21 protein-coding genes are annotated in these 20,403 nt (G+C 66.7%); 9 read left to right on the forward strand and 12 right to left on the reverse strand.

Features of this window, described 5'->3' with window-relative positions; translation table 11 throughout:
• Nucleotides 1-2,689 (forward strand): S8 family serine peptidase (locus tag EO141_RS04715; protein ID WP_164739063.1); only part of this gene is annotated, 2,689 nt, incomplete at its 5' end.
• Nucleotides 2,690-2,765: 76 nt separating this feature from the next.
• Here EO141_RS04715 and EO141_RS04720 read toward each other — a convergent pair.
• The 3 genes from EO141_RS04720 to EO141_RS04730 form a co-directional block, all read right to left on the reverse strand.
• Complete coding sequence (locus EO141_RS04720) at nucleotides 2,766-3,866, reverse strand: Glu/Leu/Phe/Val dehydrogenase dimerization domain-containing protein (RefSeq protein ID WP_115676429.1); 1,101 nt, start codon at nucleotides 3,864-3,866, stop codon at nucleotides 2,766-2,768.
• Nucleotides 3,867-4,022: 156 nt separating this feature from the next.
• A complete protein-coding gene (locus tag EO141_RS04725; RefSeq protein WP_127168633.1) occupies nucleotides 4,023-5,273 on the reverse strand; it encodes a 2OG-Fe(II) oxygenase in 1,251 nt (416 codons plus the stop codon).
• Nucleotides 5,274-5,459: 186 nt separating this feature from the next.
• A complete protein-coding gene (locus EO141_RS04730; protein WP_164739064.1) occupies nucleotides 5,460-5,987 on the reverse strand; it encodes a M48 family metallopeptidase in 528 nt (175 codons plus the stop codon).
• Between the two features lie 175 nt (nucleotides 5,988-6,162).
• Between EO141_RS04730 and EO141_RS04735 the strand changes: the two genes are divergently transcribed.
• On the forward strand, nucleotides 6,163-6,336 hold the full coding sequence (locus tag EO141_RS04735; protein ID WP_003489471.1) for a DUF1328 domain-containing protein: 174 nt from the start codon (nucleotides 6,163-6,165) through the stop codon (nucleotides 6,334-6,336).
• 175 nt (nucleotides 6,337-6,511) lie between these two features.
• On the opposite strand, the gene EO141_RS04740 is transcribed toward EO141_RS04735, so the two are convergent.
• Entirely contained in the window at nucleotides 6,512-6,766 is a 255-nt protein-coding gene (locus tag EO141_RS04740; RefSeq protein WP_104583448.1) for a DUF2789 domain-containing protein, read from the reverse strand.
• A 131-nt stretch (nucleotides 6,767-6,897) separates the two neighbouring features.
• Here EO141_RS04740 and EO141_RS04745 point away from each other — a divergent pair, with 131 nt between their 5' ends.
• A complete protein-coding gene (locus tag EO141_RS04745; RefSeq protein ID WP_104583447.1) occupies nucleotides 6,898-7,164 on the forward strand; it encodes a DksA/TraR family C4-type zinc finger protein in 267 nt (88 codons plus the stop codon).
• A 179-nt stretch (nucleotides 7,165-7,343) separates the two neighbouring features.
• On the opposite strand, the gene EO141_RS04750 is transcribed toward EO141_RS04745, so the two are convergent.
• The 5 genes from EO141_RS04750 to EO141_RS04770 form a co-directional block, all read right to left on the reverse strand.
• A complete protein-coding gene (locus EO141_RS04750; protein ID WP_164739065.1) occupies nucleotides 7,344-7,937 on the reverse strand; it encodes a mechanosensitive ion channel family protein in 594 nt (197 codons plus the stop codon).
• A 313-nt stretch (nucleotides 7,938-8,250) separates the two neighbouring features.
• On the reverse strand, nucleotides 8,251-8,436 hold the full coding sequence (locus EO141_RS04755; RefSeq protein WP_010366034.1) for a hypothetical protein: 186 nt from the start codon (nucleotides 8,434-8,436) through the stop codon (nucleotides 8,251-8,253).
• Between the two features lie 189 nt (nucleotides 8,437-8,625).
• Nucleotides 8,626-10,002 carry an Hsp70 family protein gene (locus EO141_RS04760; protein ID WP_127168636.1) on the reverse strand — a complete coding sequence of 459 codons (1,377 nt, stop codon included), beginning with the start codon at nucleotides 10,000-10,002 and terminating at the stop codon, nucleotides 8,626-8,628.
• Between the two features lie 124 nt (nucleotides 10,003-10,126).
• A complete protein-coding gene (locus tag EO141_RS04765) occupies nucleotides 10,127-10,600 on the reverse strand; it encodes a peptidylprolyl isomerase (RefSeq protein ID WP_127168637.1) in 474 nt (157 codons plus the stop codon).
• Nucleotides 10,601-10,884: 284 nt separating this feature from the next.
• Nucleotides 10,885-11,937 (reverse strand): cation diffusion facilitator family transporter, encoded by a 1,053-nt coding sequence (locus EO141_RS04770; protein WP_164739066.1) that lies wholly within the window; start codon nucleotides 11,935-11,937, stop codon nucleotides 10,885-10,887.
• A gap of 98 nt (nucleotides 11,938-12,035) precedes the next feature.
• Between EO141_RS04770 and EO141_RS04775 the strand changes: the two genes are divergently transcribed.
• A complete protein-coding gene (locus EO141_RS04775) occupies nucleotides 12,036-12,371 on the forward strand; it encodes a zinc ribbon domain-containing protein YjdM (protein ID WP_047130753.1) in 336 nt (111 codons plus the stop codon).
• A gap of 112 nt (nucleotides 12,372-12,483) precedes the next feature.
• Here EO141_RS04775 and EO141_RS04780 read toward each other — a convergent pair whose 3' ends face one another.
• From EO141_RS04780 to EO141_RS04790, 3 genes are all read right to left on the reverse strand, one after another.
• The gene (locus tag EO141_RS04780; protein ID WP_241236622.1) at nucleotides 12,484-13,272 is read right to left on the reverse strand and encodes a hypothetical protein; all 789 of its coding nucleotides are present in this window, start codon (nucleotides 13,270-13,272) and stop codon (nucleotides 12,484-12,486) included.
• A gap of 231 nt (nucleotides 13,273-13,503) precedes the next feature.
• Nucleotides 13,504-14,559, reverse strand: a complete 1,056-nt coding sequence (locus EO141_RS04785) for a L,D-transpeptidase (RefSeq protein ID WP_126969086.1) — start codon at nucleotides 14,557-14,559, stop codon at nucleotides 13,504-13,506.
• Nucleotides 14,560-15,039: 480 nt separating this feature from the next.
• Nucleotides 15,040-16,134: an alkene reductase gene (locus tag EO141_RS04790; protein WP_127168639.1), complete on the reverse strand. Its 1,095-nt coding sequence runs from the start codon at nucleotides 16,132-16,134 to the stop codon at nucleotides 15,040-15,042.
• A gap of 246 nt (nucleotides 16,135-16,380) precedes the next feature.
• Between EO141_RS04790 and EO141_RS04795 the strand changes: the two genes are divergently transcribed.
• The 5 genes from EO141_RS04795 (at nucleotide 16,381) to EO141_RS04820 (ending at nucleotide 20,389) form a co-directional block, all read left to right on the forward strand.
• On the forward strand, nucleotides 16,381-17,589 hold the full coding sequence (locus EO141_RS04795) for an MFS transporter (RefSeq protein ID WP_164739067.1): 1,209 nt from the start codon (nucleotides 16,381-16,383) through the stop codon (nucleotides 17,587-17,589).
• 599 nt (nucleotides 17,590-18,188) lie between these two features.
• Complete coding sequence (locus tag EO141_RS04805) at nucleotides 18,189-18,644, forward strand: PA2169 family four-helix-bundle protein (protein ID WP_016903501.1); 456 nt, start codon at nucleotides 18,189-18,191, stop codon at nucleotides 18,642-18,644.
• A gap of 253 nt (nucleotides 18,645-18,897) precedes the next feature.
• Nucleotides 18,898-19,500 carry an RNA 2',3'-cyclic phosphodiesterase gene (thpR, locus tag EO141_RS04810; protein WP_104648307.1) on the forward strand — a complete coding sequence of 201 codons (603 nt, stop codon included), beginning with the start codon at nucleotides 18,898-18,900 and terminating at the stop codon, nucleotides 19,498-19,500.
• A 35-nt stretch (nucleotides 19,501-19,535) separates the two neighbouring features.
• Entirely contained in the window at nucleotides 19,536-20,144 is a 609-nt protein-coding gene (locus tag EO141_RS04815) for a hypothetical protein (RefSeq protein ID WP_127168641.1), read from the forward strand.
• Between the two features lie 62 nt (nucleotides 20,145-20,206).
• On the forward strand, nucleotides 20,207-20,389 hold the full coding sequence (locus EO141_RS04820) for an oxidoreductase-like domain-containing protein (protein WP_104648309.1): 183 nt from the start codon (nucleotides 20,207-20,209) through the stop codon (nucleotides 20,387-20,389).
• The last annotated feature ends 14 nt before the right edge of the window (nucleotides 20,390-20,403 follow it).

Genomic DNA, 20,403 nt, shown 5'->3' on the forward strand with positions numbered 1-20,403 from the left:
GCCCCCGCCTCCGCCGGTGGTGGCACCGCCGACCACGCCGGAGCCTGCAATCGATGCGCATTTGACGCTGACCAACGCACGCGCCGCGCAGGCATTGGGGTTCACCGGTGCGGGATATCGCATCGGCGTGATCGATACCGGCATCAATACCAATCATCCGGCCCTGCAGGGGCGGGTCAGCGACAGCTTCATCTATGTGGATCCGCGCACGAACAATGTCGCCGCAGGCGATGTGGTGGGTCACGGGACGGTGGTCGCGCAGCTGGCAGCCGGGCGCGCAGTGGGCCAGTGGCCGGGCGGCATCGCCAGCGGCGCGGGCCTGGTGTCCGCCCGCATCATCAACGACGAAGCGCCGGACGATGATGGCAGCGGCGAAGGCAACCAGGTCGATGGTCCGCTTGGCCTGGCGCCGGTGCATGCCGATCTGGTCAGCGCAGGCGTGCGCATCATGAACAACTCGTGGGGCGGGCTGTATTGGAACGACCCGGCCGTCACCAACCAGATCGCGCAGGAATACCGGCCGTTCGTCATCGGCAACGATGGGCTGGTGGTGTTCGCGTCGGGTAACGAATCCAGATCGCAACCGTCCGATACCGCCGCGCTGCCCAGTCAGGTGGGCCCGAACGGCACGCTGCCGGCCGCCGATCTGGAGCGCGGCTGGCTGGTCGTCGGTGCACTGGATACCGCCAATCCCACGCAGCTGGCGTCGTATTCCAATGCCTGCGGCGTGGCGATGCGCTATTGCCTGGTGGCGCCGGGCACCTCGATGTTCCTCGACCCAGATGCCACCGCCAGCAATCTCCGTTATTTCTATGGCAGCGGCACCTCGTTTGCCGCACCGCTGGTGTCCGGTGCGGCTGCGCTGGTGTGGCAGGCGTTTCCGTACTTCAACAACGACCTGGTGCGGCAGACGCTATTGGGAACGGCGACCGATCTGGGCGCGGCCGGTGTCGACCCGACCTTCGGCTACGGCCTGCTCAATGTCGGCAAGGCGGTGCTGGGGCCGGCGCGCTTGGATTGGGGCACGGTGGATGTCACCGTCAACACCTTGCGTTCCACCTGGGCCAACGACATCAGTGGCACAGGTGGCCTGACCAAACGCGGCACCGGCACGCTGGTGTTGAGCAGTGGGGCCAATACGTTCAACGGCGACACCCAGGTGCTGGAGGGCACCTTGCAGACGGCCAGCCTGCAGAGTGCGCGCGTGGGCATTGCCAATGGTGCGGCGTTGATCGGCGCGGGCAGGATCGGCGGACGCGTCGATAATGCCGGCACGTTGCAGGTCAACAGTGCGACGCTGTCGATCGCAGGCAACTACACCCAGGCCAGCGACGGTCGCCTGGCCCTGAACGTGGGCGACCGGGTGAACGTGATCGGGACCGCGACGATTGCCGGCGATCTGCAGGTGCTCGGTCGCCGCGATTACGTGGTCGACAACACCACCTACACGCTGTTGCAGGCCAGCAGCGGGCTGCAGGGCACCTTCGATACGCTCAGCCGCGGCGCGGCCGTGACCTTTCTGGATGCCTCGCTGACCTACGACAGCAATACGGCCTACCTTGCCCTGCGCAGTTTGAATGCCACCGCCGTTGCCGCCACGCTGGGCATGACCGGCACGGCGGCGATGGATTCGGCAATCCGTGTCGAGCAGGCATTCCAGCAGGTGGATGCGCAGCAGCTGCAGGGCACTGGCGGCATCAGCAGTGGCTTTATCCGCGCCGCAGCGGCCTTGCAGCAGTCACCGGATGCCAGGGCTGCCGCCGATTCGCTGCGGAGTCTGTCCGGCCGTGCGCATGCCGAGTCGGCAGCGATGACCTTCGACACCATCGATCTGGGCAGGCGTGCGTTGGCCGCGCATTTCGATGGGGTATCGCAGCAGCCGCGCATGCTGGGCGTCTGGCAGCGTGCGCTGGGCGGGCCGGGCGAGGGTGGGGTGACCACCGCGGGATTCGCCACTTCGGGGTGGATGATGGGCAACGACCTGCGCCTGGCGTCCGGCGCAGTCACCGGTTTTGCCTTCGGCGAAACGCGCTCCAGCAGCCTGGGCGATCTGGACGGTGCACGCGGGCGCGACCGGCAGGTGCAGGGGCAGCTGTACTGGGGCACCACGCTGGGGGCGGCGTACACGCTGGGCCAGCTGGGTTTCGGCAACGTCAACCGGCAGATCGAGCGCAGCCTGCAACTGGGCGAAGAGCGCAGCAATGCCTTCAGCGACTACAGCGGCAGTTACCTCAGCGGCAACCTGGAAACCGGGTATCGCCTGGGCGGCGCGCGCGCCAGCCTGACGCCTTACATGGGCCTGGATTACGTGCGCCTGCGCAGCGAAGGATTCCGCGAAAGCGGTGGCGACGGCTTCGGCTTGCGTGCCGATGCCAGCACGTCCTCGCGCACCCAGGTGCTGGCCGGTGTGCGTTCGGCCTATCGCTGGCGCGGCGTGCAGCTCGGCGGTTATGCCGAATGGCAGCAGGCGTTGAGCAGCGAAGGCCTGATGCTCGATGCCAGCTTCATCGGCGTGGATGCATGGGCGCCATTGCGCGGCATGCAGCCGGCGCGCTCGGGTGGGCTGTTCGGCATCACCGCGGCCGCGCCGTTGGGACAGCAGAGCCAGTTGCGCTTCGGCTATGACCAGCGGGTGGGCGAGCGCGGTGACGATCGCGCGCTGAGCCTGCGCTACAGCGCCGATTTCTGATCGGCGCGTTGCATGGGTGAGCGTTGGTGTGTGATCGGTGGTGCACCTGTCCAGGCAACGTGCCTGGGCAGGTGGATCACTCGCCGCGCAGCTTGTGCAGAAAACGCGGTGCGGTGCGGCCCAGCGGCAGTTTGAGCTTGCTGATGGCCTCGATCCGCGCCTCGGCAATCTGGTCGGCTGCCTGCTGCGGCGCGACGCCCAAGCGGGTGGACAGGTCGAACACCTTTTCCAGGTTGTGATAGATGCTGCGGATCAGGCGCATCGCGCGTTCGCGGTTGTAGCCGTCGATCTCCAGCGACACATTCATCACGCCGCCGGCATTGACCACGTAATCGGGCGCATACAGGATGCCGCGCTTGTGCAGCTCTTCGCCGATGGCGGCACTGGCAAGCTGGTTGTTGGCGGTGCCACAGATGATCTTGGCCTTCAGCCGCGGCAGTGTGTCTTCGTTGATCGCCCCTTCCAGCGCGCACGGTGCGAACACATCGGCCGGCACCTGGTAGATCTCCTCGATGCTCACCGCTTCGGCGCCGTATTCGGCCACCGCGCGGTCCACCAGCGCCGGATTCAGGTCGGCCACATAGAGTTTGGCGCCGCGTTCCTTGAGCAGTTTCACCAGCTCCATGCCGATATGGCCCAGGCCCTGGATCGCGATGCTGGCCTTGCCGACTTCCTCGTGGCCGAGCCTGCGATTGAGCGAGGCCATCAGTGCCTGCAACGCGCCGTAGGCGGTGAACGGGGCCGGGTCGCCGGAGCCGCGGTGCACCTGGTGCACGCCGGTGACGTACTCGCTCTCCAGATAGATCTGTTCCATGTCGTTGACGTCGGTGCCGACGTCCTCGGAGGTGATGTAGCGTCCGCCCAGGGTGTCGACAAAGCGGCCGAACGCGCGAAACAGCGCTTCGCTCTTGTCGCTTCTGGGGTCGCCGATGATCACCGCCTTGCCGCCGCCCACATTCAATCCGGCCAGCGCGTTCTTGTAGGTCATGGTGCGGCTGAGCCGCAGCGCATCGTTGAGCGCCGCCTCGCTATTGGGGTAGGGGCGCATGCGCACGCCACCCAGCGCAGGCCCGAGACGGGTGCTGTGCAAGGCGATGATCGCTTTCAGGCCGGCGTCGCGGTTGTGACAGAAGATCACCTGCTCGTGGCCGGTGGTGTCGAGGGTTTCGAAAAGCATCGAAGGCTCCGCGGGGGCTGCGTGATGTGCCTTCCCTGAGGCCGGGCCGGAACCCGTGCAATGGGAAACAAAAACGCGACGTCTGCAGACCCTGTCCGATCACGTCGCGCTGCAACATTTTAAACCACGTCGGCGGGGGCTGGTGTATGAATCTGTTCACCAATGCCGATAGCGCCGCTGCCGAAACCACAGGGTTCCCAGCCATTTCGTCCCTGCGCTGACCGGCAGGCCGGCGTGCAGCGAGTCGGGGTCGGGGCGGCCATTGGCGTGCAGATTGTCAAAGCACACCACCGACCCGGCACGTGGACGCACGCGCACGCCCGCGACCGGGAAGTCGGTGTCGCCACCTGCGTCGACGTCGTTGAGGTAGACGCAGGCGGTGCGCAGGCGATTGCCGGCAGCGGGGCGGTCGGCGGCGATCGTGCCGGGCGGCAGGTAGTCGCGATGCGCACGATACTGCTCACCCGGCGCGTAGCACAGCACCGACAGCGCTTCGGCATGGGTCAACGGCAGCTGCGCGCAGGCCGCCACGCGCGCCTGCGCCGCACGCGCGGCAAAGTCTTCGAGGATCGGGTCCAGCGTGGCGCCGCGGCTGGTGCGGATCGGCGCGCGGCGTGTGCTGGCATCGTCGGGGTCGACCACCTCGGAGGCGCGCAGGTGCGGTCGCGCCAGCAACATCAACAAGCGGCACTCGTCGGCAGACAGCACGCCGGAGATTTCTTCGATCATGGGCGCGTCATGGCGGCGCGTGGCGATGTGTCGGGCAGCGAAACCGATGCGCTGACCGTCGCCGCCCGGATCCGGCGGCGTGATCCGCACGGCAGGCGGCGCGGCAATGCCCAGCGGTTGCAATTGCCGCAGCAGCTGGGCCGCGGCGTCGGGCTGCGGCGGGACACCTTCGCCACGCAGCAGGCGCTCGGCCAGCAGCGCGGCCGCCACTGCATCGCCGGCTGCGGCCGCGCGCTCCAGCAAGGCAACGCAGCGGCGTTGCTGCGCGGGGTGATCGATCCGGCCATGCTGGATGGCCAGCGCGCGCAACGCAGGCGGATGGTCGGCAGCGGCTGCGGCCCGTAGGCGAGAGGTTGCCTGCACGTCCAGCGCCACAGGGTTGTCGGTGACGGCCAGGGTCGCCAACAGATAGCGCGCTGCCGCCACATCCTGGCGTTCGGCCTGCTGCCAGTGGGTCAGCGCCTGGGCCACGTCCACCTCGCACCCGACACCGTAGGCCAGCATGCGGCCGGCTTCGATCTGCGCGCTGGCATCGCCTGCGGCTGCACTACGCGTGTACCAGTCCAGCGCCTGCTCGGCCTGCCCCATGCGCACCAACGCATGTGCCAACGCCGTCATTGCTGCAGGTTGCGCGGTCTGCGCGGCATCGGTGAGCTGCTGGAGGGACGGTGCCTGCATGGCCGCATTCTAGGAGAGGCCGGCACCCCTGTCGTGCCTGGCCTCGGGCGGGCGCGGATGCCGCCCGAGGCCAGGTGGAGGGCAGCAGTGCCGGTGATCAGTGCAGATGGTGCTTGCCGGCCTGGCAACCGGCCGCCACGGACGGGCGGCGACCTGGCCGCGCTGCCTTCGCCTGCCGGTGCGCGATCAGGCGTCCGCGGACAGCGCCAGGTGGGTCAGATACAGGCGCAGGTCGAACTCCAGTTGGTGGTAGTCCGGGCTCATGTGGTTGCACAGCTGGTAGAAGGCCTTGTTGTGATCGGCCTCTTTCAGGTGCGCCAGCTCGTGGGCGACGATCATCTGCAGGAACGGTTCGGGCGCGTCGCGGAAGACCGAGGCGATGCGGATCTCGCGGCTGGCCTTGAGGCGGCTGCCGTGGACGCGCGAGATCGCCGTGTGCGTGCCCAGTGCATGCTTCACCACCTGCAGATGGTTGTCGTAGAGCGCCTTGTGCACGGTGGGCGAGGAGCGCATGTAGCGCTCCTTCATGGCCTTGACGTAGTCGTACAACTGCCGGTCGCTGCGGATCGTGTGGCGATCCGGGTAGCGGCGTGCCAGCACCAGGGCGAGTTTGTCCTGCGCGATCAGCTCGCGTACCTGATCCAGCACGGCGGGCGGGTAACCGGCGAGGTAGCGAAGAGTGTCCATGCCAATCGATTGCTGCGAAGTGCGCATGATCGCCGATGCGGGTGCTGCTGGCGACGGTGCATGCGCGAATGTGGCGTCGTGTGTCAGGCGTATTCACGAATGCGGCACATCCGGATGCGTAGCGTGCAGCGCATGTTTTGCGGCACGACCGCGCAAGCACACGACTGAACACGGCACCGTGCCGGATGAGGAGACAACAAACATGATCAAGTGGGCCATTATTTTCGCCATCATCGGACTGATTGCCGGTGCGCTCGGATTTGGCGGCATGGCAGGCGCTGCGATGGGGATTGCCAAGTTCCTGTTCTGGGCCGGCATCATCATCGCTATCGTGCTGTTCGTGCTCGGCATGACGATCGCCAAGAAGGTGACCTGACCCCGCAGGGCGTGGCTGCGGCGTGCGCTTTGCAGGCCGGCCGCATCACCCGGAAAGCAGAAGGAGCAGCCATTGGCCGCTCCTTTTTTGTTCCTGCCATCTGCTGAACCGAGATAACGACAGCGGGGCCGCGAGCGAGGTCGAGCGCAAGGCGATCGCTGCCCGCGTGCGCAGATCAGACGCCGGTGTTCTCGGCAGTGGTATGCAGCGCAATATTGAGTTGATCGATGGTCACGATCCAGTCGGCATCGTCGAGGCGTTCTTCACGCAACAGCTGCGCCTGTGCCGGCGTCCAGAAAGGCGCCTCTTCCAGACGCATGTCGCCCGGCAGCGGGGAGTGTTCATCGATGAAGCCGCGAATGCTGACTTCGTCCGATGGCAGGCCCAACTGGGCAAATAGTTCGGAGAACGGGTGGACGGGTTGTTCCATTGCGACTTCCTCGAAGAGTGCGGATGAGCGGATGCTAAAGCACCTGATTTGAGCGCACTGTGCACGTGTGGCTTGGATTTGCCCGTGCGCATGCCCATATTCCAATTCTGAGCAGACAAGCCGAGGCGATCATGGCGACCGGATGGGCAGGTGATGGGGCGGTGCAGGATCAGATCGATGCGACCGTCGAGGATGCGATCAAGCGCGCGCGGAGCCAGCTGCCTCAAGGCCCGAGCCTGACGCATTGCGAAGAATGCGATGCCCCCATTCCCGAGGCACGCCGCAAGGCGGTGCCGGGGGTGCATTTATGCGTGAACTGTCAGCAGGCGCACGACCTTGAGCAGGCCGCGCAAGGCGGCTACAACCGTCGTGGCAGCAAGGACAGCCAGCTGCGTTGATTGCCATGGGGAGCGTTCCAGCGCGGCCAACCGACGACTGGGCTAGGCGCAAAAGCGGGCGCGGCCGGTGCTACGGACGGCCCTTGCCGCTGGTACGCCGCGGCAGCTGATGCGCCTACCGCGCATCTGGGAGCTGCCGGCCAGGTGCTATCACGCACTGCTGGCAGCCATAGCCATGCTCAGTTGGTGGTGAAGTGGCTGGTCTCGCGCCAGCGCCGCGTGGTGCGCTGGAAGAACAGGCTGTTGGGCACCTGCAGCACGCTACCGGCGTGGTCGCCGGTTTCTTCCAGGGTCGTGTAAATCACGTTGATGTCGATCACCCGGCCCTTCAAGCCGGGCTTGTCGCCGCCTTCCAGCAGTTCGATATGGTCGTGCAGGCGGAACGGGCGCGTGGTGATGATCAGGAAGGTGCAGAAGATGTTGGACAGCACGCTCCATGCCGCGAAGAACGCCACTGCACCAACTGCCGCAAATCCGGTGAACGCCGTCCACAAGGTGCCGCTGGAGACGCCCAGCACGTTCAGTACCGTCAGCACCGCAGTGACGGAAATGACGAAGCTGCCCACGCGACGGATGCCGATCATCATTTCCGCCGGCAGGCTGTAGCGCGTACACAGGCGTCGCAGCACTTGCCGCAGCAGCAGCCGAACCAGTGCGGCAACGCTGAGGATCAACACGATCTGCACCGTCACTACGGCGACAGTCAGCCACTGCGGGTTCCAGTGCGGCAGCAGGCTACGGATCATCGTGGGCAAAGCGTCGGACGCGGACATCACATCGTGCAGGTTCTTGGAGAACCCTCATTGTAACGGGGCCGTCGTTGCGCGGCCGGTGCGCGGGGTGAATGTGCGCGCAGCGGTGGCGACGGCAGGGCGCACTCATGGCTGCTGCGATGGCTTGCGGGATCGCGCATATCGCCGCGGCGTTGCCGCTGGGGACCGGCGATGGCGCCATCGGGCTGGCATCGCATGTGGGTCGAGGGCGCATCGATGACGATGCCGGACGCCCGCAACGCCCAGGGCCGGAAACGAACGTGCCACCTTGCGGTGGCACGTCGGTTCTACGCTTTTCGATTGCGGGTAACGCTTAAGCGATCTTGTCGCCGTCGTTACGCGCAGGGCCGAAGTTGGTGGTGAGCACTTCGATCCGGCCGCCGGTCTTGCGGAACGCGGCGATGTCGGCAGCGATGCGCTCACGACTGAGCGGCTGCGACTTGCCTTCGCTGCGAGCGATGCTGGGCTGGGATTTCTGCTTGGTCGCGGGACGTGCCATGTGGCCTCCTGTAGCGGGGAAGTGCAATGACACCGCGTGCGGCTAGGGTGGCGCGCGCGGAAGCGGTGTCGAGAGGTGCGGTCGCGTTCGGTGCGCAATCGCGGTGGCACGGCAAGCGTGCCTTGCTGACAAGACGGCTAAGCATCATGCAGCAACCGTGCATTATAAGGGATGCGAGCGCAGGTTGCCTTAACCGCCCGACGGGCGGGCCCCGGCGGCCGCTGCCCAGGCCAGGCCCTGCACCACCCCAAAGGACGGGTCGCCCTGCACCAGGCGCGATTCCGGGAACGCGGCTGCCACCGTGTCGCGGATATAGCCGGCGCGCGACATGCCGCCGGTCAGGAACAGTGTCGCGGGCGGCGCAGCCAGGTCGGCACGGACCTGTGCGAGCAGGCCTTCCAGTTCGCCCAGATAGTTGGAAGCAGACCCAGCCAGCGCGCTGGCCTGCACCTCCACGTCCAGCCCGCGTTCGATGAAGTCCAGTGCGGCCTGATGCCGGTCGCGCTCGCTGAGTGCGATCTTGCAGGCTTCCACGCCGCGGTACAGGCGCGCGGTGTTGCCGGTGTCCTGCAGTGCCTGCAGGCGCTTGTCGAACGGGGCGGGGACATCCTGGTACTTGTGCAGGCGGAATTCGCGCTGGCGGGTCATGTCCTGCACCATCGCCGCTTCCACGTAGTGGTGGGTGGGCACGCGGGTGATGCCGCGGCCGAACAGCGGCATGTAGGCGGCCAGACTGAGCGCCAGATCGATGTCGGTACCGCCGCGCGCGATGCCCCAGGCGCGGTGGACCTGCGGCGCGGCGCTGCCGCCGACGCTGGCATGGGCGATGTCGGTGGTGCCGCCGCCGATGTCCACCACCACGGTGTCATGGCGGCTGTCGTGACTGACGTGGTAGTGCATCGCGGCCGCTGCGGGTTCTTCGAGGAAATCCACCTGGTCGAAGCCGGCGGCGATCGCGGCGGTCTGCAGGATTTCCAGCGCCTGCGCGTTGCCGGCCTCGCCGATGGAACTGCGGAACTGCACCGGGCGGCCCAGCGTGGCGCTGCGGATATTGATGTCGAACTGGCGCGAGGCGGTGAGCCGGATGTGCTCCAGCACATGCGTGGCGATGCCGGTGATGGTCTGGCGTGCGCGCGGATGCAGGTTGTAGCCCAGCATCGATTTGGGGCTCTGCACCAGGCTGCCTTCGCCTTCCAGGAAGTACGCATCCAGCGCTTCGTCGCCGTAGACCGCGTTCTGCAGCAGGGCGGCGGAGCTGCGCGGCTCGCGCACCTGCTCTTCCATCCATTGGCGGCGCACGATGCGGATCGCGTCGCGGCGCAGGCTCTCGGTGCTGGAGGTGCGGCCGGCCGCGGCCGCGTCGCGACGGCCGGAGTCGATCAGCCGTTCGACCTCGTATTCCAGCGCCGGGGTCAGGCTGAAATCGTCCGGGTCGCGCATCGTGTCGGGGAAATACACCGTGGTGCGGAACTGCAGGGCCTCGCCGAAGCGCACCGGCACCACCTGGCCATCGACGATCGCCGCAGCGGCGGAGTTGCTGGTACCGAAGTCGATGCCGAGTTTCATGCAAGCAGGCCTGTGAGCGGGCCGCGCACTTTACTACTTCTGCTGCCGGCGACGCCCGTCGCGCTGCGTTCGGACGTCGCAGCAGCCGAACTGCCGCATGCCCACAGGCACGCGGCACACCCAATCAGGCCGCGACGCTGGCGACCTGGCCTTCGTTCAGTTCTTCGGTGGTGGCTTCGCGCACCTCGATGACTTCGACCGCGAAATGCAGGGTCTGCCCGGCCAGCGGATGGTTGCCGTCGACGGTGACCTGCTCCGGGCCGACCTCGGTGACGGTGACCAGCACCGGGCCCTGCTGCGTGCGCGCCTCGAACTGCACGCCCGGCACGACCTCGACATCGGTCGGGAATGCCGCGCGCGGCACCTGCTGGATCAGCTGCGCGTGGCGCGGCCCGTAGCCTTGTTCGGGCACCACGTCGGCAGTGAGCGTCTCGCCGCTGCGCTTGCCGTCCAGCGCCTGTTCCAGGCCGGGCACGATGTTGCCGGCGCCGTGCAGATAGCTCAACGGCGTGTCCGGTGTCGAACGGTCCAGGACCTGGCCGCTGTCGTCGGAAAGGGTGTAATGAATGGTCGCAACGCGACCCTGGCTGATTTCCATTGGAAACCTCCATGCTGATGATCGAGTGGGATGCGTCGGCTGACTCACGACGCCAGGAGTTGGTGCCCGCCTACCGTAGGCAATCGCCCCAGGCGATGCAACCGCAGCCGCGGCGGCGGTTATGGCGAGGATCAGCTTGGTGGTGACGATGTCAGCTCTGCGATGCGGCCCATTCCTGGCGCTGCATCGGAGCTCGAACGTCAGCAGCGCCATGCGCAGTATTGCGCAGCCGTTGGCCGCATCGGATCGCATCGCATCGCGCGCAATCCACGGCCTGCAGCGCGCTATTCCTTCTCGGCACCCTGTTCCATCTGGACACGCCGCGCATGCCAGGTTTCCGGTGTCTGCGGCTTGATGAACAGCGCGGTGAGTTCGGGGTGCTGGCGCTTGGCGGCCGCTTCGATGCGCCCGACGCAGGCCTCGATCTGCGGGGTGGTGCGGCTGTCCTCGAACTCGGCGCTCAGGGCGGCGACCACCTGGTTCGGGCCCATCTGCATGGTCAATACGCCATTGGCGGCACGCACGTCCGGATCGCTGGCGGCAATGCGCAGCAGCGATTCGGTGACGTGCGCATGCGCGGGTTCGCCGATCAGCAGGCCCTTGGTTTCGCGCGCCAACAGGAATGCGGTGAAGGCCAGCACGCAGGCAATGCCGATCGAGGCGATGCCATCGAGCTCGGGCATGTCCAGCAATTGCGCGCCGGCCAGGCCCAGTACCGCCATGAACAAGCCGATCAAGGCGGCGCTGTCTTCCAGCAGCACGGTGAACGTGCTGGGGTCCTTGCTCTGCCGGAATGCCTGGAAATACCCCATGCGGCCCTTCTTGGCGCGGAATTCGCGCAGCGCCACCACCCAGGAAATGCCTTCGAACACGATCGACACGCCGAGCACGATGTAGGCGACCAGATGGCTCTTGGCCGGCTCGGGGTTGCGCAGATGCACGATGCCTTCGTACAGCGACACGCCTGCGCCCATCGCGAACACCAGCAGCGCAACGATGAAACTCCAGAAGTACAGCTCGCGCCCGTATCCGAACGGATGGGTCGGCGTCGGTGCCTGCGCTGCGCGGCGCAGGCCGTACAGCAGCAGGACTTCGTTGACGGTGTCCACCAGCGAGTGCACGCCTTCGCTGAGCATCGCCGAGCTGCCCGAAATCCCTGCGGCAATGAATTTTGCGACCGCGATGGCAAGGTTGCCGGCCAGCGCGACGTAGACCACCAGATGCGAGCCGGTCTTTTTTTCCGCGCCCGGTTCGCCAGCCGCGGGCTCGGTGGGTCCTGGCGCAGCGCCGGGGGCTTGGGGAACCGATGGGTTGGACACGCGCGACCTGCAGGGCATTCGACAAGCGCCGCACTATCGCGCTGGTGCCGTGCCGGAGACGTGATCGCGCGGCAGGGAGGCTACAATTCACACCCGTTTCAACTCTCAGGAATCGCATGTCTCCCGTTCCCGCCTGCCCGCAATGTGGCCTGGACAATACCTATGCCGATGGCGCGTTGTGGATTTGCGCAGACTGCGGCTTCGAATGGAGCGCCGGCGAATCCGCCGCGACCACGACGGTGGTGCGCGACAGCAACGGCAACCTGTTGCAGGCCGGCGACACGGTGACCGTGATCAAGGACCTGAAGGTCAAGGGTTCGTCGATTCCGCTTAAGCAGGGCACGCTGATCCGCAACATCCGCCTGGTCGAAGACGATGCCGAGCACATCGAAGGCAATTCGGAAAAGATCAAGGGGCTGGTGCTGAAGACCTGTTTCCTGCGCAAGGCCTGAGGCTGTTGCGGGGGCGCCGCATGTAGCGTGTGTTAGAAGCGCGCTAGCGCGCGATGGGGCGTCATCGCTAATGCTCCCTCGCGCGCAAGCGTGCTCCTACGTTGCGGCACGCTCAGTCGCGCGGATACACCGCCGCGACCATGCAACTCTGGCGCATCCGCGCAGCCAGGCCGCCGCGGGTGGTGCTCAGGTCGCCCTGCTGGCCGGATCCGGCAGCTGCGCCGGCAAGTGCCATTTCGTCGAGCACATCGACCTTGTCGCCGGGATTGCCGCAGATCGCGTTCAAGCCCATGCCGGAGACGAAGCGAATCGGCGGCGCGCCGCTGAGTTCGCGGCAGCTGTCCATCAGTTCGACGCGGTAGTGGCGATGCGTGCCGGGGTGACGTGGCGACACTTCCACCACCAGCCCCTGGCCGTCTTCCGACCACGAACGCAGCATGCTGGGGTTGAAGCAGTAGCTGGACGAGCCGGCGAAATTGCGCCGGCGCGCTTCGCGCACGCTGACCCCGTCCAGGGTCGGGATAACGCCGTCGCGTTGCCGCGCCGCGCTGGCGTACTCGCGCGCACTCAAGCTGGCGATCTGGCTGACCGCGCAGTGCTGCTGGCCCGAGCTCACGTATGCCGGTGCACCGTTGCAGACCCAGCCGTGCGCCGCCAGCAGGCTGGCATCGGCTTGTGCGGCCAGTTGCGGGCAGTCCTGCGCCAGGCTGATGCGGAACAGCCGTCCGCCTTGTTCGGCCACCGCCAGCGTGCGCGGATCGGCTTGATGCAGTTCCGTCACCTTGCGCGCATCCAGGCACTCGGCGTTCGGTGCGGCAGGGCGCAGCGGCTCGGCCGCTGCCGTGGAGGACGCGTAACCGAATAGCGTGATGCCGAGCAGAACCGCAGTGAGTAAACGCATCACGCACATCCTTGGCAATGAGGGATGTCTGCATCATCTGCCAGGCAGGTCGCGCTGACAATCGCAGCAACGCGCGTCGGGTCGCGCGCTCAACAACGGCGGGCGGACGGCCAGCGCTCGGCACCGCCAGCGCATACGAGTGCCTGCCGATGCTGGGCTGCAAGCATGCGCGCGCGCAACCTCACGCGCAGCTTGCAACTCGCCGGCACGATAACGCGGCGCAGCCTGCGCTCACGGCGCCTCGGGCGGATCCGAATCCAGCACCTGCAGCTTGCCGCCGGTGGTTTCGGGAAGGATGCGTTGATCGGTGGCGACCAGCACCACACCCGGCGTCAGCAGCGGCAGCAGGCCGGCCAGGAATGCCGGCGGCACCTGCAGCCGGGCGATGGTGTCGGCATCCAGCGGCTGTCCTGCCGCGGCATTGCTGCCGGGGATGCCGATGCGCATCCAGTTGGGCATGCGTTGACCGGGCAGGCCAGGCACCTCGCCAGGCAGGAAGCCCTGGCCGACGATGAACGCCTGTGTGCCCAGCGGCGCGGCACCGGCCTGTGCGCGCAATGCCACCTGCGCGCGTCCGATTTCCACGCCGTTGCGATACACCACCAGCTGCTGATCGCTGCTGCTGACCAGCATCGAGATCGGGCCGGTGGGCGCCAGTTCCGGTTGCCACGCAAAGGTCTGGCCGTTGGGCAGCGGCAGCAACGCACGCTGCGCGCCGGTGGTGGGGTCGATCGGGCTGAGCGCGCGTGGATGCACCACCGCGTCGGCATCCACGCCGGCCTGCGCAACCACCACCACCATGCCCATGTTGGAGTTGTCGAACAGCAGCCGCGCGAATTCCGACGGCAGATGCACGCAGCCATGCGATTCCGGATACCCGGGCAGGCCGCCTGCGTGCAGGGCCACGCCGTCCCAGGTCAGGCGTTGCTGATACGGCATCGGCGCGGCGTTGTAGAGATTGGAGCGGTGGTCCTTGTCCTTCTGCAGGATGGTGAACACACCGGTCGGTGTCTCGTGCCCGGGCTTGCCGGAGCTGATGGTGGAAATGCCGATCAGGATGCCGTTGCGATACGCATAGGCGCGTTGCTCGGTGAGGCTGACGATCACCGCCATCGGCCCCCAGCCCTTGCTGACGCCGCCCCAGATCCATTCGCCCGGCTTGAGGTCGGCCGGCGCCGTTTCAGCAGGGCTGGACTGGCGCGCGCCCCAGAACGGCACGGCGGACGCTTGCCCGCAGATCAGCAGCGTGCAGAAGAGAACAGCAGTGAGCAGGGGCCGCATCGGCAGTCCAGAAAACAGTGTCGGCATGATCCTAGCGGGGCCGGGTGCGCGCGTCATGTGGTTGCTGCCGATAGTGCGACGGTGCGAAGGCATCGGCGTTGCAAGCACGGTGCCATGGATACGTATGCGTCGTCGCCAGCCTGTTGCGTAACACGCACAAGCGCGTGGTGTTGCGCGCTGGTTCAATGATTGAGTGGGCAGGTGCCCGATGGCCGCCGCATCGCGATCCGGCAGCAGGGCGCTTGGCGCATGCAAGACGCACGGGGCTGCCCGAGGCCCGGAGCCGCGCTGCGTGCATGGACGGACCGATCTGCCGCAGCGGCTGCGCTCGCTTGATGCCGAGCGCAGCCGGTGTGCCTTACAGCGGCTGATGAACATAGCGAGCCGTTGTTAGATGGGTGCGGATGGCGCGGAGGAACCGACGTGATGCCGATTCCGCGCACCGCCGCCCCCGCCTGACGGCGGCGCGGTACTGCTGCAGCGCTCTTAGTCCGGCAGGGCGGGGTAGTCGATATAGCCCTTGGCACCGCCGCCGTACAGCGTGGCCTGGTCGACATCGGCCAGCGGGGCGTTCTCGCGCAGGCGACGCACCAGGTCCGGGTTGGCGATGAAGGGCCGGCCGAAGGCGATCGCATCGGCGTAGCCGCTGTGGATGGCGTGGTCGGACAGCGCCTTGTCGTAGCTGTTGTTGGCGATCCAGGCGCCGTCGAACTTTGCGCGCAGCGCGGCATAGTCGAAGGCGACGTTGTCGCGCGCACCGCCGGTTGCGCCTTCGATCACGTGCACGAAGGCCAGCCCGCCGATCAGGTTGAGACGCTCCACCGCACGTTCGAACAAGGGCTGCGGATCGGAGTCGTGCATGCCGTACACCGGCGTGACCGGCGACAGCCGCACGCCGGTGCGCTCGGCACCGATCTCGTCGGCAATGGCCTGCATCACTTCGGTGAGCAGGCGGGTCCGGTTTTCGATGTCGCCGCCGTACGCGTCGGTGCGCTGGTTGGAGCCGTCACGCAGGAACTGGTCGAGCAGGTAGCCGTTGGCCGCATGGACTTCCACGCCGTCGAAGCCGGCGTCGATGGCATTGCGCGCGGCGATGCGGTAGTCCTCGATCAAGGCGGGGATTTCGTCCAGCGCCAGCGCGCGCGGCTCGGAGACATCCTGGAAGCCATCCTTGGTGTAGGTCTTGCCCTCGGCGCGGATGGCGCTGGGCGCCACCGGCGATTCGCCTGGCGGTAGCACGCTGGTGTGCGAGACGCGGCCCACATGCCACAGCTGCAACACGATCTTGCCGCCACGACGATGCACTTCATCGGTGACCGCACGCCAGCCCTGGACCTGCGCGGCGGTGTGGATGCCGGGCGTATCCAGATAGCCCTGGCCCAGCGGGCTGATCTGCGTGCCTTCGGCCACGATCAATCCGGCACTGGCGCGTTGGCCGTAGTACTCGGCGGCGAGCGGCGAGGGCACCTGCCCGGCGACGGCGCGATTGCGCGTCAGCGGCGCCATGATCACGCGGTTGGCAAGATCCAGCGCGCCCAGGCGCACCGGTGAGAACAATGGGGATTCAGTGGATGTGGACATCAGCAACCAATTGGGTGTGGATCACGCGCCGTGCGCGACACCGCGCCGATCGCGAGTGCCCCCTAGCGATGGTGGCGGACCAAAGCGGATTCGAGCGATAGCGATAGGACACAGCGTCTTCTGTCGCGACGGGATTTGCCAAACTGTGATGTGCTGGGGCCTGGCGCTGAATCGCAGCAGGCGCCGCGCTTTCGTCGATTGCTGCGTTGCACAATAATAAGCCGCCCCGTCATCCTGGAGTCGGGCATGTCCGATACCGATCTTTCGACGCCGCGTGTGTCCCGGCGCGATTACGTGCTGATCCTGTTTGCGTTGGCGATGGGTGGCTTTGCGATCGGCATCAGCGAATTTTCCACCATGGGGCTGATGACCCAGATCGCGCAGGGCCTGCAGATCAGCGAGCCGCAGGTCGGCCATGTGATCAGCGCCTATGCGCTGGGTGTGGTGGTCGGTGCGCCGTTGCTGGCGATTGTCGGCGCCCGCTGGCCGCGGCGCACCTTGTTGCTGCTGTTGATGGTGTTCTACGCGCTGGGCAATCTCGCCAGTGCGCTGGCGCCGAGCTACCACACGATGTTGCTGTGCCGGTTTATCGCCGGCTTGCCGCATGGCGCCTACTTCGGCGTTGCTTCATTGGTCGCCGCGTCGATCAGCCCGCCCAATCAGCGCGCCACTGCGGTGGGCCGGGTGTTGCTGGGCCTGAGCATCGCCTTGCTGGTGGGCAATCCGTTGGCGACCTGGCTGGGCCAGATCGTGAGCTGGCGTTGGGCCTACGCGGCGGTATCGGTGCTTGCGTTGTGCACGGTCGCCGCAGTGGCATCACGCTTGCCGCCCGCGCCGGACGAGCCGCGCCAACAGCCGCTGCGCGAGCTGCGGGCCTTCAACCAGCCGCAGGTGTGGCTGGCCCTGGCGATCGGCGCGGTGGGTTTTTCCGGCATGTTCTGCGTCTTCAGTTATCTGGCGCCCACCCTGACCGCAGTGACCGGCGTGGCGCCGGCGCGGATTCCGCTGGCAATGGTGGCGTTCGGTGTCGGCGGCGTGCTCGGCAGCATCCTGGGCGGCTGGCTGTTCGATCGCATGCAGTTCCGTGCGGTACCGGTGTTGCTGGTGTGGTCGGTGGTGGTGATGTTGACCTTCCCGTTGGCCGCGCAGTCGGGCCTGTGGGTATTCGTGTCGATCGTGGCGGTCGGCACCATGGGGGCGCTGGCACCTGCACTGCAGACGCGGCTGATGGATGTGGCCGCAGAGGCGCAGACCCTGGCGGCGGCGTCCAACCATGCCGCGTTCAATACCGCCAATGCGCTGGGGCCATGGCTGGGTGGCATGGCGATCACGGCCGGGTGGGGCTGGACCTCGACCGGCTACGTGGGCGCGGCCACTGCGCTGGGCGGCTTGCTGGTGTATGCCCTGGCGGTCTGGCAGGAACGCCGGCAGCGGACGGCGCTGGCGAGCTGCTGAAGCGCAGCGGCTGGGGCGCGTTGGCACAGGCGGTTATCCAGCCGGCTCTGCCGCATGCGGCCGTTGCCGTGATGAGTGGCAGCATGGATAGCGGTCCTACCCGCGATGCAGTTGCATATCCGGGATGCAGGGCTCCATCCACGGCCGACTCACGGCCCGACGTCGAGACTGCATGCTTCATTGCGAGCGGACCGTACAGCGCCATGACCGACTTCACCCCACCTCCATGGAAGCGCCCGAAGCCCAAGGGGAGGTCCGCGTCCACGCCGCTGACCGCTGCCCAGAAAACCGCTGCCAGACAGCGTGCGGAGGAAGCTGGCCGGCCGTATCCCAATCTGGTCGACAACATGTGGGCGAGTCGCCGGCCGAAATAGCTTGACCCGGTCTTGGCATCGATGAATCGCCATTCATTGCCTGCATGATCGCGTGAGGACAATCGCCACCGCACTCACATCTCGATTATGGGTGTCCCCCCAAGCTAAGGCCGTACACAACGTCAAGGCATGCAATCAGCACATCGATTGCCTCATCCCCCGAAAGCCAGCGCAAGCGCCTTTTCGACTCGCGCAGCGCTGGCCCATCGTAACCAGGAGCGACACATGAGCATTCAGAGCAAGACCGAGCACAGCCTCAACGACCTCATCGCCATTTCCCGCGACGGCAAGGACTTCTACGAAGAAGCTGCTGCCAAGGTGGGCGATGCGGAACTTGCAACGCTGTTCCGCCGCATCGCCGGCGTGAAGTCCGACATCGTCAGCAACCTGAGCAGCGTCGTCGCCTCGGTCGGTGGCAAGCCGGAAACCAGCGGCACCATGGTCGGCAGCATGCAGCAGTTCTACGGCAAGGTGCGCGCAACCCTGGGCGACACCAAGTATGGCTATGTGGCCGAACTGGAAGAGTCCGAAGATCGTTTGCTGAAGGCATTCGATGAAACCATCGCCGATCAGGACACCCCGGCCGCCGCACGCGACGCCGCATTGCGTCTGCTGCCGGAAGTGCGCGCCTGTCATGACGTGATGCGTAACCGCAAGCATGCGATGAAGAGCGCCGCATAACCTGCGCGCGTGACCCAGGCGCATCCCTGTGATGCAGCTTGTGGAGTGAACCGATAAAGGCGGAAACGGGCAGCGCGAGCTGCCCGTTTCTTTTTGTGCCACGCGCAGCCAGTGACACTGTTGTTGTTCCACGCATTGCGCGCGTTCCACGTTGTGGCGTGGATGTTGAAGGCGTGTCACGCACGCAGTTGGTCTGCTAGTATCCGCCGCCCTTCTTCCGGCAGGTCCGCGTACGCGGTCGTGGAATCAGCCCATGAAACAGCAGTTCCTGTACCTGTCCTCGGCCGAGGCGCAGCTGTCGCTTGGCCTTGGCGAGGAGAAGACCACTGAGCGCCTGTTCTTCGCGGTGATGGCCGATGCATCGACTGCCCAGCGCGCCGCGGCGATTGCCGATGGGCTGCTGCATGGTGGCCAGGTCGATGGCAGGCCGCTGGCGCGCGAACGCTTGCATGTGACCCTGCATCATCTGGGTGATTACGCGGGCGGCTTGCCGCCGTCGTTGGTGAGCCGTGCCAGTCAGGCGGCCGAGCGCGTGGCAATGGACGCGTTCGCGGTGGAGTTCGATCGGGTGGGCACCTTCGGGGGACGACGTTCGCAGCTGCCGTGCGTGCTGCGTGGCGAAGACAAGGTGCGCGGGCTGTACGAACTGCAGGGCGCGCTGGGCCGGCAACTGGCGCATGCGGGCATTGCCGGCGATGCGCAGTACACGCCGCATATGACGCTGCTGTACTGCAACCAGTCGTTGCCGCAACGGCGCTGCGAGGCGCTGGCGTGGACGGTGCGCGAGTTCGCGCTGGTGCGCAGCTTTCTGGGCCAGTCGCGTTACCAGCTCGAAGGGCAGTGGTCGCTGCGCTGATGCGCGGGCAGGTGCGTCCGCGGTAGCCTGCGTGCATGGACGCCACCACCACACCACTGCCATTGCAGCCGCAGCACCTGGCTGCGCTCGAACAGGCCTATGCCACGCCGCCGCGCGCCTATCACCACTTCGGTCATGTGCGCGCGCTGCTGCAGCATTACGCCGAGGTCGCCGCCGGGCCGGGCTGGCAGCAGCCGGTCGAAGTCTGGTTGGCGGTGCTGTTCCACGATGCGGTGTATCAACCCGGGCGCAGCGACAACGAGGCGGAATCGGCCAGGTGGGCGGCGGACTGCATCCCGCGCTGGTGGCCGCAGGTGTCGGTGGATCTGCAGCGCGTGCAGCACCTGATCCTGCTGACCGCACGCCACGGACAACTGCAGCCGGCGGATGTCGATGCCGAAGCGGCGTTGTTCCTGGATTGCGACATGGCGATCCTGGCCGCACCGGCGGCGGTGTTCGATGCCTACGACCAGGCCATTGCCGTCGAATACCGCGGGCATGTGCCCAGCCTGTTGTTCCGGCTCAATCGCAGGCGGTTCCTGGCCGGCCTGCTGGAGCGTCCGCGCATCTTTCTGAGCGACGACTTTCATGCGCGCTACGACGCTGCGGCACGGGCCAATCTGCGGCGGCGGCTGGGGCGCTGACCCGGCACACGGGGCCAGGCGGTTCATCCGGGCGCGCTGGTGGCGCACGCTACAATGCGCGCATGCACGACCGCGTCGCTCCCGATCATGATCCACGCCCGCAGCCGCCCGAGCCGCCTGCACCCAACGAGTGCTGCGAAAGCGGTTGCCCGTTGTGCGTGCACGATCTGTACGCGGAGGAACTGGCGCGCTACCGGCAGGCGTTGGCCGCCTGGGAAGCGCGGCAGCAGGCACATGCGCGATAAGCGAAGCGCCGCGC

This window comes from Xanthomonas sp. BRIP62415 (assembly GCF_003993515.1).
GTDB classification, from domain to species: domain Bacteria; phylum Pseudomonadota; class Gammaproteobacteria; order Xanthomonadales; family Xanthomonadaceae; genus Xanthomonas; species Xanthomonas euroxanthea.

Excerpts from the sequence above, each read along its gene's own strand:
- EO141_RS04720 (WP_115676429.1), bottom strand. The coding sequence starts at position 3,866 with ATGCTTTTCGAAACCCTCGACACCACCGGCCACGAGCAGGTGATCTTC.
- EO141_RS04725 (WP_127168633.1), bottom strand. The coding sequence starts at position 5,273 with ATGCAGGCACCGTCCCTCCAGCAGCTCACCGATGCCGCGCAGACCGCG.
- EO141_RS04730 (WP_164739064.1), bottom strand. The coding sequence starts at position 5,987 with ATGCGCACTTCGCAGCAATCGATTGGCATGGACACTCTTCGCTACCTC.
- EO141_RS04735 (WP_003489471.1), top strand. The coding sequence starts at position 6,163 with ATGATCAAGTGGGCCATTATTTTCGCCATCATCGGACTGATTGCCGGT.
- EO141_RS04740 (WP_104583448.1), bottom strand. The coding sequence starts at position 6,766 with ATGGAACAACCCGTCCACCCGTTCTCCGAACTATTTGCCCAGTTGGGC.
- EO141_RS04745 (WP_104583447.1), top strand. The coding sequence starts at position 6,898 with ATGGCGACCGGATGGGCAGGTGATGGGGCGGTGCAGGATCAGATCGAT.
- EO141_RS04750 (WP_164739065.1), bottom strand. The coding sequence starts at position 7,937 with ATGTCCGCGTCCGACGCTTTGCCCACGATGATCCGTAGCCTGCTGCCG.
- EO141_RS04755 (WP_010366034.1), bottom strand. The coding sequence starts at position 8,436 with ATGGCACGTCCCGCGACCAAGCAGAAATCCCAGCCCAGCATCGCTCGC.
- EO141_RS04760 (WP_127168636.1), bottom strand. The coding sequence starts at position 10,002 with ATGAAACTCGGCATCGACTTCGGTACCAGCAACTCCGCCGCTGCGGCG.
- EO141_RS04765 (WP_127168637.1), bottom strand. The coding sequence starts at position 10,600 with ATGGAAATCAGCCAGGGTCGCGTTGCGACCATTCATTACACCCTTTCC.
- EO141_RS04770 (WP_164739066.1), bottom strand. The coding sequence starts at position 11,937 with ATGCCCTGCAGGTCGCGCGTGTCCAACCCATCGGTTCCCCAAGCCCCC.
- EO141_RS04775 (WP_047130753.1), top strand. The coding sequence starts at position 12,036 with ATGTCTCCCGTTCCCGCCTGCCCGCAATGTGGCCTGGACAATACCTAT.
- EO141_RS04780 (WP_241236622.1), bottom strand. The coding sequence starts at position 13,272 with ATGCGTTTACTCACTGCGGTTCTGCTCGGCATCACGCTATTCGGTTAC.
- EO141_RS04790 (WP_127168639.1), bottom strand. The coding sequence starts at position 16,134 with ATGTCCACATCCACTGAATCCCCATTGTTCTCACCGGTGCGCCTGGGC.
- EO141_RS04795 (WP_164739067.1), top strand. The coding sequence starts at position 16,381 with ATGTCCGATACCGATCTTTCGACGCCGCGTGTGTCCCGGCGCGATTAC.
- EO141_RS04805 (WP_016903501.1), top strand. The coding sequence starts at position 18,189 with ATGAGCATTCAGAGCAAGACCGAGCACAGCCTCAACGACCTCATCGCC.
- thpR (WP_104648307.1), top strand. The coding sequence starts at position 18,898 with ATGAAACAGCAGTTCCTGTACCTGTCCTCGGCCGAGGCGCAGCTGTCG.
- EO141_RS04815 (WP_127168641.1), top strand. The coding sequence starts at position 19,536 with ATGGACGCCACCACCACACCACTGCCATTGCAGCCGCAGCACCTGGCT.
- EO141_RS04820 (WP_104648309.1), top strand. The coding sequence starts at position 20,207 with ATGCACGACCGCGTCGCTCCCGATCATGATCCACGCCCGCAGCCGCCC.